The following is a 14,128-nucleotide window of genomic DNA, read 5'->3' as shown; positions in this document are numbered from 1 at the left end:
GTCTCGCTGACCGGCGTCGCCGGGTGAACGAGCGGTCGATGGGCAATTTTAAGAATCTCATTCTCCGGGCTGCGTTGGTGATCGCTTTAGGCGTGGTGGTTGCCGCGCCCCGCATGGCCGTCGCGCAGAACTGCAACAGCCTCTGCCTGCAGCAGGCAGCCGACCAGGAAGCGCTGCTGGCGCAATTCAACACGCTGCTGTCGAGTGCGGAGGGGCGGGCGCTGCTCGACGCCAATCTGCGCAAGCAAAACGAGATCTACCTGAATTCCTCGCAGGCCGACAAAGTCGCCTCCGCCACCATCCTGATCATTCCGGCCGTCCCCGCCAACGTGCTGATCCGCGCCTTTCCGGGCAATCCGGCGTATTACTACAACCCCCAGGGCCTGCCGACGATCACGCCGCTGCCGCACCAGATCGAGGCGATGGAGCTGGAGATTATCGCCAACAATCAGATCGTGCCGATGAAGTCATTCTTCGGCGCCACCGACATCTACGGTCGGGCCTACGGCTATCTGCCGGGGCAGTCGGACAGCGTCGGCAATCCGCCGCCGTATCAGGTCTCGGCCGAGATTCTCAGCCATCCGTTCACGCCGCAGAATTCGTCCTATCTGGCCTGGCAGAACCAGCAGACGCCGGGCGCCTATAACGTCAATTGGGTGCTCGGCGACTCCAAGGTCGGCGATTTTCCCAGCGCCCACACCATTCTGGCCACCGCCAACGCGATCCCGTTCGCGATCCTCGCGCCCGGCTATTACCAGCAGTTCGCGTTGTCTCTGGTGGACTTCTCCTACGACCTCAACGTGTTCGCGGTGCATTATCCGCTGGACGTGATCGGCGGCCGGATCTCGGCCACCTATGTGATCGCCAACATGCTGGCCGGCAATCCGCTGTATCCGTCGGCGCTGTTCAATACCGGCACGCTTGCGGGGCTCAGCACGGCGATGCAGAGCTATCTCGGCGGTGGCGGCAGTTCGCCTTACGCCGCGGCCTGCGTCGATCTGATCGCCTGTCTCAGTAGCGGCGTGATCCCGACCGCCTCGACCTATGCCCAGCAGGCCAGCGCTTATCTGCAATTCATGACCTATGGCCTGCCGTCGGTCGGTCGCACCGATCTGCCGCCGGTGGTGCCCGCCGAAGCGCATTATCTGATCGCGACGCGTTATCCGTATCTGACGACCGATCAGCTCAACGAGATCCTGTACACCACCGAGACCGCATCGGGCGTGCCGCTCGACAACGGCAGCGGCTGGGCGCGGATCAACCTCTATGCCGCCGCCGGCGGCTACGGCGCATTCCGCAGCAACATCACCGTAACGATGGACGCGTCGCGAGGCGGCCTCAACGCGTTCGACGTCTGGAGCAACGATATCTCCGGCCCGGGCGGATTGACGCTGGCGGGCACCGGCACGCTCGTGCTCGCAGGCACCAACACCTACACCGGCGGCACTCGGGTTCAGAGCGGCAGCACGCTCGGCCTCAGCGGCAGCCTGCTCGGGCCGCTGTGGGTCGCGTCCGGTGCGAGCTTCGTGGTCGGCCGCAGCGGTACGTTCACCGGCGCGCTGAATAACGACGGCACCGTGTACAACGCCGGCGTCGTCGACGGCAGTTTCACCGGCAGCGGCGCGTTCACCAACGCCGGCTGGCTCGGCGGCACCGGCACGTTCGGATCGCTTGATCTGCGCGGCGGCTCGATCGTGTCGCCCGGTCATTCGGTAGGCACGATCCAGGTCACCGGCAATCTCAGCGTATCGGCCGGCGCCGCTTACGTCGCGCAGGTCGAGGGTGCGACCGCCGATCTGATCCAGGTCGGCGGCACCGCGAACCTGTCGGGCGGCACCGTCATCGCCAGCCTGATCGGACACAGCCCGATCCTCGGTCAGGCCTATCCGATCCTCACCGCCGCCGGCGGCATCACCGGCAGCTTCGCGAGCGCGGTGACCGCCGATCTGCCGTTCCTCGCAGCGTCGCTAAACACCACGGCCAATACCGTGACGCTGACGCTCAACCGCAACGCCGTTCCGTTCGCCAGTCTGGCGACCAGCGCCAATCAGGCCGCGGTCGCCAATGCGCTCGATGCAGGTTCAGCGGCGAATGGGCTCGGCCTGCTGATCGCCACGCAATCGACCGCCGGGGCACCGCGCGCGTTCGACGCACTCTCAGGCGAGGTCCATGCCAGCGCTCAATCGGCGCTGCTCGACGACAGCCTGATCCTGCGCGAAGCGGTGCTCGGGCGGATGCGGCAGAGCACCACTGCCGACGCCGTTCAGGCCACAGGCGCGAACATCTGGGCGCAGGGCGTCGGCATGTGGGGCCGCAACGGCAGCGACGGTAATGCCGCGGAGGCCAGCAGATCGGTCGCCGGTTTCTTCAGCGGCGTCGACTATCGCTTCGGTTCCGGCTGGCAGGTCGGCCTCGCGGGGGGCTCCACCGGCTCCACCGTGACGGTGCGCGACCGCGTCAGTTCCGCCGACATCGATACCGCGCATCTCGCCGGCTACGCATCCGGCGAGGCCGGCCCGTGGCGGCTGCGCGCGGCGGCCTCTGCCAGCTTCAGCACGCTTTCGACCAGCCGCTCGGTGAGCTTTCCCGGCGTCACAGACATCGCCGGCGCGCGCTACGATGCCACCACCGCGCAGGCGTTCGGCGAGATCGGCTACCGCGTGGCGGTCGGGCAGGCCGTCGCCGAGCCGTTCGGCGGGCTGGCGCTGGTGCATCTGCATCGCGATGGGTTCACCGAAGGCGGCGGCATCACCGCGCTGACGGGGACGAGCCGCAACGACGATATCGGCTATTCGACCCTGGGCGGCCGGCTGACAACCAGTTTCACGCTGTCGCCCGGTCTGGTGGCGATGCCCCGGCTGGCGGCGTCCTGGCAGCATGCGTTCGGCGCCACGGCTCCGATCGCGGAGCTCGCGTTCCGCAGCACGGGCGAGCCGTTTGCGGTCGCCGGCGTTCCGCTCGATCGCGACACCGCGCTGGTCGAGTGTGGGCTCGATCTGCAGCTCGGGCCGCAGGCGCGGGCAGGCCTATCGTATGGCGCCCAGCGCGGCGAGCGCGTCCGGCGCGACCAGGTGCGCGGCCAGTTGAGCTGGCAGTTCTGAACGGTCCGCGTTGTCTTGCCCGGCCTTGTGCCGGGCATTGCCGTCTTCTACAGACGTTGCTCCGCGACACGCGGACGGCCGGGACGGGCCCGGCCTGACGAGGCGATTCCATGCACGACATCAAAGCGATCCGCGACAATCCGCAGGCCTTCGACGCGGCGTTCACGAGGCGCGGTCTGGCGCCGATCGCAGGTAGCCTGATCAAGCTCGACGAAGCCCGCCGCGCGGCGGTGCAGGCCGCCGAGCAGGCGCAGGCGCGGCGCAATGCGGCGTCGAAAGAGATCGGCGAGGCCAAGAAGGCCAAGGACAACGCCCGCGCCGAGGCGCTGATGGCCGAAGTCACCGAGCTGAAGACCACGATGCCGGCGCTCGACGCCGCCGTGAAGGAGGCCGACGCGGCGCTGAAAAAGGCGCTGTCGGAAATCCCGAACCTGCCGCTGCCTGAGGTTCCGGAAGGCGCCGACGAGCACGGCAACGTCGAGCACCATCGCTTTGGCGAAAAGCCGAGCTACGCGTTCACGCCGAAGCCGCATTACGACCTCGGCGAAGCACTCGGCATGATGGACTTTGAAGCCGCCGCGAAGATCAGCGGCGCACGCTTCGTCGTGCTGAAGAAGGGCCTCGCCCGGCTCGAGCGCGCGATCGGCCAGTTCTTCCTCGATGTCCACACCGGCGACCACGGCTACACCGAAGTGAACCCGCCGCTGCTGGTGAAAGATGCTGCGATGTTCGGCACCGCGCAACTGCCGAAATTTGAGGATGATCAGTTCTCTGCGTTGAATCGCAAAGCAGTTTCTGATGCTGCGGATGAGGAAGTCCGCGACTTGTTAGCGTATGTGTCAAGACAAGTTCCATCCATGGCGGCGAACCTCAACATCTCTCTGGCCGAAGCTACTGAGCGTTTAGCGGATCTGGTGATACCAAACCTTCGAAAATTCCGTCAGGAGCGCGAGGCCAAATTTTCGGCCGAACTAGGTCATTGGCTCATCCCCACCGCCGAAGTCTCGCTGACCAATCTGATACGCGAGTCCATCCTCGACGAGATAGAATTGCCGATGCGGCTCACTGCGCTGACGCCGTGCTTCCGTGCTGAGGCGGGCGCGGCGGGGCGCGATACCCGCGGCATGATCCGGCAGCATCAGTTCACCAAGGTCGAGCTGGTGTCGATCACGACGCCCGAGCAGAGCAAGGACGAGCACGAGCGGATGCTGTCCTGCGCCGAGGAAGTGCTTCGCCGCCTCGGGCTGCATTATCGCGTGATGACGCTGTGCACCGGCGACATGGGCTTTGCGTCGCAGAAGACTTACGACATCGAAGTCTGGATGCCGGGGCAGGGCGAGGGCGGTGCGTACCGCGAAATCTCCTCGTGCTCGGTGTGCGGCGACTTCCAGGCCCGCCGCATGGATGCGCGCTCGCGCGGTCCGGACGGCAAGCCGCGCTTCGTCCACACGCTGAACGGCTCAGGCACCGCCGTCGGCCGAGCGCTGATCGCGGTGATTGAGAACTATCAGCAGGAAGACGGCTCGATCGCCGTCCCCGACGTGCTGCAGCCCTACATGGGCGGGCTGAAGGTGATCGCGAAGGCGTAAAGCTGATGTCTTTCCCCGTCATTGTGAGCCAACGGGTCGGCGCAAAGCGCCGCCCGATGACAGGCTCCGCGAAGCAATCCACGGCGCCGTGCACGGTGCTGGATTGCTTCGTCGCTGCGCTCCTCGCAATGACGGTGATACTGGCGATGATAACAACTTCGAGCGCTCCCGCTTTCGCCGCTGGGCCCGCCGAGATGATCTCCGACTTCCGCGCCAAGAACGGTGAGGGCAAGGTGGTGATGGACGCGACGCTGAATGCGATCGCGCAGCGGCAGGCCGTCGCAATGGCATCGAAGGACGTCCTCAGTCACGAGGCCGGCGGCTCGTTCACCTCGCGCGTGGCGCCGGCCAACGTGTCGCGTGCTGCCGAGAACATCGCCTACGGCTATCCGGATTTTCCGAACACGCTGAAGCAGTGGATCAACTCGCCCGGCCATCGCGCCAACCTGCTGCTGAAAGGCGCCTCCAAGGTCGGTGTTGCCAGCGTCCGATCGAGCGCGAGCGGCCGGACCTACTGGGCGATGGTGATCGCCGGCGGCGACGAGAAGCCGAAAGCCAAGCCGCCAGCAAGGTCAGCCAAGCCTGCTGCGACTTCCGCGAAGTTGACCGACAAGGAAAAGCCGGCGAAGCCCAAATCGGTTCAGCCCAAGTCGGTTCAGCCCAAGTCGGTGCAGCGTGACTGCAGCATAAAGATGCTGGGCCTGTGCTTCTGACAGAGTTGCGTGCTCCGTAAGCTACTACTTGATCGTGTGGCCGTCGCGCTATCCGCGCGACGTTTAACTGGAATTGTTCCAGTCTGACGACGGCCCCGAATTGCCGCGATGCTCGCAAGCCCCAATTGGCGCATCGTTCTCAGCGCAATGCGGGCGAATGTCGCAGTTCTTTTCTGGACCCATTCAAATTGTTCTCGCTGTACGCCCCACGCATAAGCCCTCAGTTGTTGGTACTGGGGGATTGGGAATGCCGAGATGGAAAGTCTCGCGACGCGTTGCGCTCGCGAGCTGCAGTTTGTTGATCGGGGATGCCTGCTGGAGTGTCGAGGGGCACGCCCAAACCTCGCTGCCTTCGGTCACGGTCGATGCGCCGAAGCCGGTGCAGGCGCGGCCGGCGCGCGCCGAGCGCCGCTCGACTGCAACACAGCAGCGCCGAACGGCGCAGCGAGTCCCACCGGCTCAGCCTCCGGCTGCACCCGCGCCGGCATCCGCGACGACGCTGTCGAGCGCGACCGGGCCTGTCAGCGGTTTCGTCGCTTCCGGCAGTGCGACCGGCACTAAGACCAACACGCCGCTGATCGAAAGCTCGCAGTCGGTCTCGGTGGTGACCCAGGACCAGATCCGCGACACCGGCGCCCGGACGGTCGGCGAGGCGCTGGCCTATACGGCCGGCGTGCAGACGCAGCCGTTCGGCTACGATGCGCGCTACGATCAGTTCATGATCCGCGGCTTCTCAAGCACGCAATTCGGCAATTATCGCGACGGTCTGCGGCAGGGGAACGGCCTCTACGTCTATTTCCGTAACGAACCTTACGGTGCCGAGCGCATCGAGGTGCTGCGCGGACCGTCCTCGGTGCTGTACGGCGCCAACGACGCCGGCGGGCTGGTGAACTACGTCAGCAAGATGCCGCTGCCGTATCGGCTCAACGAAGCCGGCTTCGATGTCGGCAATTTCAACCGCTACCAGGGCCGGTTCGATTTCAGCGGACCGGTGCCCGGCCACGACGATCTGCTCTATCGCTTCACCGGCCTGGTGCGCGACAGCGGCACGCAGATTCCCGGCACCTGGGACGACCGCGTCTTCCTCGCGCCGAGCGTCACGGCGAAGCTGGGCGAGGACACGACCCTCACCATTCTATCAGAGTACACGCACAGCAAGGCCTCGATGTGGCCGTACTACATGCAGAACCCGATCACCGGGCTGGCCACCAATATCCGGCTCGGCGATCCGGCTTTCGACACGCTGAAGATATCGCAGGCCTCGATCGGCTACCGGCTGGAACATCGCTTCGATCCGGCGCTGACGTTCCGGCAGAATGTGCGCATCGGTCATGCGCGGCTCGACGGCGACATGATCGACGGGCTCGGCCTGTCGGACGATGGGCGCACACTCAACCGCTATGCGTCCAACTTCAAGGAAACCCTGAATACGTTCGCGATCGACAGCCAGATCGAGGCGAAGCTGGCGACCGGGCCGATCAGGCACACCGTGCTGGCTGGCCTCGATTACTTCCGGCAGGCGACGAATATCGGCTACTCCGTCGGGTCGGCGCCGCCGCTCGATTTGACCAATCCGGTGATCGGCGTCGCGTTTCCGACCTCGGCATTGTCGCTGGCCGCCGCCAATCGGCAGACGCTCGGGCAACTCGGCCTCTATGTGCAGGATCAGTTGGCGCTCGGGGGCTGGCGCCTGACGGTCGGAGGTCGGCAGGACTTCTCCGAGCTTTCGCAGTTCAACGAACTGTCGAACACCACCACCAACAGCACGCCGGATCGCTTCACCGGGCGCGCCGGGTTGCTGTATTTGTTCGACAGCGGCGTCGCGCCTTACGTCAACTACGCGACGTCTTTCCTGCCGCAGGCCGGCACCACGGCGCCGGGGCGGGGGGCATCGCCGTTCGCGCCGACCACCGGCGAGTCGATCGAGGCCGGCATCAAGTATCAGCCGCGCGGCTGGAACAGCTATTTCACCGCGACCTGGTTCAACCTGACCAAGGACAACGTGCTGACGGTCGATCCGGTGTTCGGCGCGATGTATTCGGTGCAGACTGGACAGGTTCGGTCGCGCGGGACAGAACTGGAGGCCGTGCTGTCGCTCGCGGAAGGTCTGAAAGGCATCGCCTCGTACAGCTACACTGAGGCCGAGGTGACGCGCAGCAACGATGCCGATCTCGGCAAGGTGCCGATCGGCGTTCCGCCCCAGCAGGCGGCGGTGTTCATGGATTACACGTGGCAGACCGGCGCGCTCGCCGGGTTTGGTCTCGGTGCGGGCGTGCGCTGGATCGATCGGACTTGGGCGGACTCGGCCAATACCGTGCGCAATCCGGCGAGCACGGCGTTCGATGCCGGCGTGCACTACGATGTTCGCGGCATGCGGTTCGCCGTCAACGCGCGGAATCTTGGCGATCAACGCGTCGGCATCTGCAACGGTGGCAATTGCACCTTCACGCAGGGCCGCACCGTGCTCGGCAGCGTCACCGCGCGCTGGTGACGTTCGCGCGCCCCTGGGTGCACTCGCGTCTCGGGGGCGCCGGCCGATCCGGCCGGGGCCGGCTTGGGCCGAATTTGCCTCTCGCGGCCGGGCCGGATATGACGACGGCCTCAAGAAAGACCTTCAGAGAGGCAGCCCAGCGACATGCGGATTCTGTGCACCAACGACGACGGCATTCATGCGCCCGGACTGAAGACGGTCGAACAGATCGCCCGCGCAATCTCCGACGACGTCTGGGTGGTGGCGCCCGAGCTCGACCAGTCCGGGGTGTCGCATTCGCTGTCGCTGAACGATCCCTTGCGCCTGCGCGAAGTCGGTCCGCGGCACTTCGCGGTGCGCGGCACGCCGACCGACTGCGTGATCATGGGCTCGCGCTTCATCCTCAAGGACAAGGCGCCGGATCTGGTGCTGTCGGGCGTCAACCGCGGCCGTAACGTCGCCGAGGACGTGGTCTATTCCGGCACCATCGCAGGCGCGCTGGAAGGTACCATCCTCGGCCTGCCGTCGTTCGCGCTGTCGCAGGAATTCACCATCGAGACTCGCAACGCGCCGCTGTGGGAGACCGCGCGGACGCACGCGCCCGACATCATCCGCAAGGTGATGGCCGCAGGCGTGCCGAAGAACACCGTGGTCAACATCAATTTCCCGGCCTGCACGCCCGACAAGGTCAAGGGCGTGGTGGTGACGCGGCAGGGCAAGCGCAATCCCGGTTTCCTGCGCATCGACGAACGCCACGACGGCCGCGGCAATCCGTATTACTGGATCGGCTTCGAAAGGATCAAAGTCGAAGACATGCCAGCCGAAGGCACCGATCTGGCCGCGCTCGCCGCCAACTTCGTCTCGGTGACGCCGCTCAAGCTCGACCGTACCGACGAGACGTTTTCGGCGGCGCTGGCCAATACGCTGGCGTGAAGCTGACTGCGTAGGATGGGGTGAGCGCGGCGAAACCCATCAAAGGGGGCGCCCGAGGTTGATGGGGCGCGGCGTTTAATGTCGCAGGGCTGAGACGATAGTACGGCGAAGCGGCGAGGACGAAGCATGGCCGCGCACGGATGCCGTCGCATGTCGATGCGTCGGACACGTGGGCATGGCGCTACGTGCGTTTTTCCACCCTGCGGTCAGTACAAATGCCCGTTCCTGATCGGTTCCACATTGCCGCGGATCATAAGCACGCCCGTGATGCCGCCGAGCGTCTGTTTGCTACAGTTAAGCAGCAGCTTATCGCCGTTCTGCCCAAGACCAGTGAGTTCCTGCATATTGGCGCGACCTCGGTCCCGGGGTGTCTCACCAAGGGCGACCTCGACATCGTTGTGCGGGTGGAGCGCGAAGACTTCCAGGCCACAGAGGCCGCGCTTGCCGCCCGGTACGCGCGCAATTCAGGCTCGGTGCGGACCAACGAGTTCGCCGCCTTTGAAGACAACGCCTGCATGCCCCATCTCGGCATCCAGCTCACCGTCAAAGGCGGAGAGTTCGACGTTTTTCACCATTTCGCCGCCGCGCTACGCGCCGATCCGGCTTTGTTGAGAAGCTACAATGAGCTTAAGCGGTCGCATGACGGGCAACCGATGGACCGTTACAGGGCCGCAAAGGACGCCTTCGTGACGAACGCGCTACGTGGTGGCTCGGCTGAACGCGGGAATGAGCGCGCGGAGTGACGCGGCAGCTACGCCGCGCCGCGCAGCGTCGCGTCGAGGGCCTGCTTCAGGGATTCGATCTGGAACGGCTTCTGCAGCGCGGGGCGATCGCGATAGTCTTCCGGTACGCCCTGGGTGCCGTAGCCGGTGGCGAAGATGAAGGGGCGGTTGCGCGCCTTCAACAGATCGGCGACCGGCGAGATCACCTTGCCGTTGACGTTGACGTCGAGGATCGCGATGTCGAATTCGGTGGCTTCGGCGAGCTGCAGCGCCTCGTTGATTTCGCCGGTCTCGGCCGCCACGGAGAACCCCAGCTCCTCCAGCATGTCGACGACCATCATGCGGATCATCGCTTCGTCCTCGACCAGGAAAACGGAGCCGCCGGTCGGACTCGGTGTCGTCATCGGGTGATGTCCTCGAGAAGGTGCTGTCGGCCGCCGGTCGATAGCTCCGGCTTTCACAGAACACCGTCGCAAATAAGCGATGTAATGGCAATTGCAAGCTCGGCGCGTGTGCGTGGCGGTCCGCACTTGCAAGGTTTCCTTCGGCACGCCAACACTCTGCTGAGAATCGCGCCAATTGGAGCCCGACCGGGAAAGGCGCACGACCGATCGCGAGACCCGAAATGCCGAGCCCCGCGGCGCCGCCGCCCGAAAAGATGATGTTCCAGCTCAGCCTGCGGCGGCGCGGCATCAGCGATCAGGCGGTACTGCGGACCATGGAGGCGGTGCCGCGCGACCAGTTCGTCGACCCCGGCTATCGCGACGGCGCCTGGCGCGACACCGCGCTGCCGATCGCCTGCGGCCAGACCATCAGCCAGCCGTTCGTGGTCGCCTTCATGACCGAGCAGCTCGAGCTGCGTCCGCGCGACCGCGTGCTCGAGATCGGCACCGGCTCCGGCTACCACGCGGCGGTGCTGTCGCGGCTGGCGGCGGACGTGCTCAGCTTCGAGCGCTTCAAGACGCTGGCCGACCGCGCCCGCAAACGACTCGCCGAGCTGGGGTGCCGCAATGTCGAGGTGGTGTTCGGAGACGGATTCGATCTGCCGGAGACCGCCGGCACATTTGACCGCATCCTGATCACTGCGGCCGTCCCGGAGCTGCCCGCGCGGCTGCTCGAGCGACTCGATCCTGGCGGTGTTCTGATCGCACCGGTCGGGCCGCCGAACGGTCGACAGACGCTGCTCCGTGTGCGCCGCACGCCGAACGGCGACGAGCACAAGGCCCTGGGTGAGGTTCGTTTCGTGCCCGCTCTCCGCGGCATCGCACGCGAGCTTTGAGCAAGCTGGATTTTTCGATTTCTCAGCGTCAACAAGCGGTTTCTTTGCAAGGTTAAACGCTTGTTTACTGGCGCGGTGTTTACTCAATTTACCAATCGTATTGCGTATGAGTGAGTAACCATGTCCCGCGTTGCCGCGTTGCTTTGCTCGCGCCGCGCCCCGCAAATGGCGGTGCTGGCGTTGATGTCTGTCGGTTTCAGTGCGTGCAGCTCCGACATGCAGACACGCTTCCAACAGGCCCCGTTCGGGCCGGTTGAGACCACAGGCTCGGTGGCGCCCCAGCATCAGCGCCAGGAGCTGCCGCAATACGCGCGGCCCCAGTATCAGCCCCAGCCGCAATACCAGTCGCAGGCACTGCCGCCGATCGCGTCGCCGTCATCCTACCCGGTGGCAAATGGGGGCGGGGGCTTCTCCGGCGGAGGGCGCGGTGTCGGGTCCTATGAACCGCCGCCGCGTGCGCCGATCGATCAGACCGGCACCGTTCAGGCGCCGCGCTCTTTCGCTGCGGCCCGGCCGATGCCGGCTGCTCCCGCAGCCGCTGCACCGGTCCATGCGCCCGGCACGACGATCATCGTCGGCACGAGCGATACGCTGGAAATCCTGGCGCAGCGCTACAACGTTTCGACCGCCGAGATCCTGCGCGCTAACGGCTACAAGGGCCCGCGCCGGCTGCAGCCCGGCCAGCAGCTTGTGATCCCGAGCCGTGCCACTGCGACCGCCCAGGTGGCAGCTCCGGTCGCCGCGCCGATGGGCGCTCCGCCGGCTCCGCGTCCGGTTGCGACCGCTGCGCCGGCCCCGGCGCGCGTGCACTACGTCAACAACGGCGACACGCTGATGAACATTGCGCGCCGCAACAACATCTCGCTCGGCGAGCTGGCGCGCTACAACAACCTCACCACGACCACGAAGCTGAAGCCGGGCATGAAGATCAACGTGCCGGGCGCCCAGGTCGCGGGTCTCGCGCCGGCACAGCCGCCGATCCAGGCGCCGGCCGCCGCCCCGATGGCGGCTCCGCAGGTGCGGATGGCCAACGTCGCTCCGACGGTCCCGGCCGAACCGCCGCAGAAGGCGCGGATGGTGGCGCCGACCGAGACTCCCGAAGCTGCTGCGCCGGCCGAAGCTGCGCCGGTGAAGTCGGCCGAAGCAACTGGAGCGCTGCCGAGCTTCCGCTGGCCGGCCCGCGGCCGGGTGATCGCGGCCTACGGCGCCAAGACCAACGGCAAGTCCAACGACGGCATCAACCTGTCGGTGCCGGAAGGCACGCCGGTGAAGGCCGCCGAAGACGGCGTCGTCGCCTACGCCGGCAGCGAACTCAAGGGCTACGGCAATCTGGTGCTGATCCGCCACTCCAACGGTTACGTCTCGGCTTACGCTCACGCCAGCGAGCTGATGGTGAAGCGCGGCGAGACCATCAAGCGCGGCCAAGTAATCGCCAAGTCGGGCCAGAGCGGCGAGGTGTCTTCACCGCAGCTGCACTTCGAGATCCGCAAGGGATCGACCCCGGTCGACCCGCTGAAGTTCCTCAACGGCGCCTGAGCAACGCGGTTGAGCGATACTGGGGAAGAAGAAATGCCCGGCCCGAAAGGCCGGGCATTTTTGTTTGGACGCCGCGATCGGTGAAGCTGCACTCACAACTCTATGTACGTGGCCGCGTGCGCGTCGGACTCGGGCGGCGAAGGTTGCTTACGAACTGTCTGATGGCGTCGAGTACGGGGCGTTGGTCCCCCGCGAAGAACCAGTGGTCGTCGCCGTCGAGCTCGACGAATTCGGCGCCGACGATCCGAGCGGCCATGTCGCGTCCCGCCGCGATCCGGACGGCGCGGTCGCCGCGGCGGTGCAGCACCAAGGTCGGCACGGATAGTTTGGGCAGCAGCTCCAGGACGTCGGCGTCGCGCAAAGCTGCGAGCACCGCCCAGATGCCGCCGGGACTGGATGCAGCGCGCAGCAGTCCGGCCCACCACGCTTTTGATTTGGCGTCATGTGCCAGACTGGGGCCGAAGGTCTCGATGCCGGCTGCGCTGCCCCATGCGCCGATCAGCTGCCGGCGCCAAATCTCGAACTGCTCCACCGTCAAGGCGTACGGGTAGTTCGGGGTGCGACAGCCTTTGGCAAGCGAGCCGAACAAGATCAGGCCCGCGACGAGGCGAGGATGATCGACCGCGAATTTGATGCAGGCCGGTCCGCATTCGGATGCGCCAAACAGCACGACGCGGCGCGACTGCGCAGCCCGCAGCACGGTGCCGATATCCTCGGCGGTGACGTCGACATTCGGAGCCGAGCCGACCCGGTCCGACAGCCCGACGCCGCGGCGATCAAAGATAATCAGCCGGCCGAGCGCCATCATCGAAACGAGAAACGCCCGGCACGACGGATGCTCCCACACCCGTTCGACATGCGAGACGAACCCCGGCATGACCAGGATGTCGAACTCGCCGCTGCCGAAGGTCTGATACGCCAAGTGGATGTTGTCGCCCTCGGCATATCGCGTCACCGGGATAGCGAGAGCGGTCGGCATCGCCGCCTCTTGCAGCAACTCCTCGGTCTCGGCCTCGGGCGCCACCCCGAGCTCATCGTGCAGCCGCCTGGTCAGTGCGGCGTGATGGCGTTCCGCCGCCTGCCGGTCGCCTGCCAGCAGCAGACTGCGGATCAGATGGCGGCCGTAGATCTCGCTGAGCGGATCCAATTCCACCAGACGCGTCGCACGAACTGCGGCCGCTGCATGATCGCCGGCGGCGTTGCTGTCCTGCACCAAGCGCTCCAGTGCGTGCAGGTAGCGTCCTCGCAGCGCCTCGCGGCGGAAGAACGCCCACTCCTCGAACTCGGCACAGTCCGGCAACGCGAAGCCGGCGAGGAAATCGCCGTGATAATAGCCGCAGGCTTGCCCGAAATCCGCGCGTTCACAGGCGGTTTCGAACAGCTGCGCATCGACGCTGAGTTCGACCGAGGGTGACCAACGCAGGCTGGTCCGGTCGGTCTCGAACACCGGCTGACCGAGCGCCTGCTCGATGCGATGCAGCAAGCGCCGCAGCCGCGCGCGGGCAACGTCGATGGCGCTGTCCGGCCACAGCAAGGTGGCGACGACGTCCCGGGACACCGCTGCGCGCGCCTCCGCGAGTTGGACCAGCAGCGCCAGCCCTTTGCGCAGATTGAGCCTGACCGGACCGTCGAAGCTGCGGATCTCAGGAAATCCAAAGGTCTGGAGCCAAAACCCGGTCACGACATCTGCCTCGGTCTGCCCCGGAGCGCGCCGAGGGGACGGGCAGGGGACGGTGAGGCGGTAGCAATCGCGCCTGATCGCCGTCGAATGGCGGTCGTTACCGC

The 14,128-nt window shown here is 66.0% G+C and carries 10 protein-coding genes; 8 read left to right on the top strand and 2 right to left on the bottom strand.

The annotated features are described in order from the left end of the window. The first annotated feature begins 38 nt into the window (after window positions 1-38). The 6 genes from HZF03_RS14345 (at window position 39) to HZF03_RS14320 (ending at window position 9,549) form a co-directional block, all read left to right on the top strand. On the top strand, window positions 39-3,101 hold the full coding sequence (locus tag HZF03_RS14345; protein WP_119017188.1) for an autotransporter domain-containing protein: 3,063 nt from the start codon (window positions 39-41) through the stop codon (window positions 3,099-3,101). A 110-nt stretch (window positions 3,102-3,211) separates the two neighbouring features. Then, a complete protein-coding gene (gene serS / locus HZF03_RS14340; RefSeq protein ID WP_119017189.1) occupies window positions 3,212-4,690 on the top strand; it encodes a serine--tRNA ligase in 1,479 nt (492 codons plus the stop codon). Window positions 4,691-4,695: 5 nt separating this feature from the next. Next, entirely contained in the window at window positions 4,696-5,403 is a 708-nt protein-coding gene (locus HZF03_RS14335; protein WP_416367050.1) for a CAP domain-containing protein, read from the top strand. A 295-nt stretch (window positions 5,404-5,698) separates the two neighbouring features. Next, window positions 5,699-7,894, top strand: coding sequence for a TonB-dependent siderophore receptor (locus tag HZF03_RS14330; RefSeq protein WP_165858088.1), 2,196 nt, complete (start codon window positions 5,699-5,701; stop codon window positions 7,892-7,894). 144 nt (window positions 7,895-8,038) lie between these two features. Next, window positions 8,039-8,806: a 5'/3'-nucleotidase SurE gene (gene surE, locus HZF03_RS14325; protein WP_011158392.1), complete on the top strand. Its 768-nt coding sequence runs from the start codon at window positions 8,039-8,041 to the stop codon at window positions 8,804-8,806. A 140-nt stretch (window positions 8,807-8,946) separates the two neighbouring features. Beyond that, complete coding sequence (locus tag HZF03_RS14320) at window positions 8,947-9,549, top strand: GrpB family protein (protein WP_234832160.1); 603 nt, start codon at window positions 8,947-8,949, stop codon at window positions 9,547-9,549. A gap of 8 nt (window positions 9,550-9,557) precedes the next feature. Here the strand turns inward: HZF03_RS14320 and HZF03_RS14315 are convergent, their stop codons facing one another. Beyond that, window positions 9,558-9,932 carry a response regulator gene (locus tag HZF03_RS14315; protein ID WP_011158390.1) on the bottom strand — a complete coding sequence of 125 codons (375 nt, stop codon included), beginning with the start codon at window positions 9,930-9,932 and terminating at the stop codon, window positions 9,558-9,560. A 221-nt stretch (window positions 9,933-10,153) separates the two neighbouring features. On the opposite strand from HZF03_RS14315, the gene HZF03_RS14310 reads away from it, so the two are divergent. Both HZF03_RS14310 and HZF03_RS14305 read left to right on the top strand, forming a co-directional pair. Beyond that, window positions 10,154-10,807 carry a protein-L-isoaspartate(D-aspartate) O-methyltransferase gene (locus tag HZF03_RS14310; protein WP_011158389.1) on the top strand — a complete coding sequence of 218 codons (654 nt, stop codon included), beginning with the start codon at window positions 10,154-10,156 and terminating at the stop codon, window positions 10,805-10,807. Window positions 10,808-10,927: 120 nt separating this feature from the next. Further along, window positions 10,928-12,343, top strand: a complete 1,416-nt coding sequence (locus HZF03_RS14305) for a peptidoglycan DD-metalloendopeptidase family protein (protein WP_119017193.1) — start codon at window positions 10,928-10,930, stop codon at window positions 12,341-12,343. 100 nt (window positions 12,344-12,443) lie between these two features. Here the strand turns inward: HZF03_RS14305 and HZF03_RS14300 are convergent, their stop codons facing one another. Beyond that, window positions 12,444-14,024, bottom strand: a complete 1,581-nt coding sequence (locus HZF03_RS14300) for a bifunctional AfsR/SARP family transcriptional regulator/alpha/beta hydrolase (RefSeq protein WP_119017194.1) — start codon at window positions 14,022-14,024, stop codon at window positions 12,444-12,446. Window positions 14,025-14,128 lie beyond the last annotated feature (104 nt).

This window comes from Rhodopseudomonas palustris, from assembly GCF_013415845.1.
Classification (GTDB): Bacteria; Pseudomonadota; Alphaproteobacteria; order Rhizobiales; family Xanthobacteraceae; genus Rhodopseudomonas; species Rhodopseudomonas palustris_F.
The sequence above is the reverse complement of the archived record's forward strand: the minus strand, read 5'-3'. Positions and strand labels throughout refer to the sequence as shown.

What these genes read in the sequence shown, in the direction of transcription:
- HZF03_RS14345 (WP_119017188.1), top strand. Translation starts at nt 39, where the DNA reads ATGGGCAATTTTAAGAATCTCATTCTCCGGGCTGCGTTGGTGATCGCT.
- serS (WP_119017189.1), top strand. Translation starts at nt 3,212, where the DNA reads ATGCACGACATCAAAGCGATCCGCGACAATCCGCAGGCCTTCGACGCG.
- HZF03_RS14335 (WP_416367050.1), top strand. Translation starts at nt 4,696, where the DNA reads ATGTCTTTCCCCGTCATTGTGAGCCAACGGGTCGGCGCAAAGCGCCGC.
- surE (WP_011158392.1), top strand. Translation starts at nt 8,039, where the DNA reads ATGCGGATTCTGTGCACCAACGACGACGGCATTCATGCGCCCGGACTG.
- HZF03_RS14320 (WP_234832160.1), top strand. Translation starts at nt 8,947, where the DNA reads ATGCCGTCGCATGTCGATGCGTCGGACACGTGGGCATGGCGCTACGTG.
- HZF03_RS14315 (WP_011158390.1), bottom strand. Translation starts at nt 9,932, where the DNA reads ATGACGACACCGAGTCCGACCGGCGGCTCCGTTTTCCTGGTCGAGGAC.
- HZF03_RS14310 (WP_011158389.1), top strand. Translation starts at nt 10,154, where the DNA reads ATGCCGAGCCCCGCGGCGCCGCCGCCCGAAAAGATGATGTTCCAGCTC.
- HZF03_RS14305 (WP_119017193.1), top strand. Translation starts at nt 10,928, where the DNA reads ATGTCCCGCGTTGCCGCGTTGCTTTGCTCGCGCCGCGCCCCGCAAATG.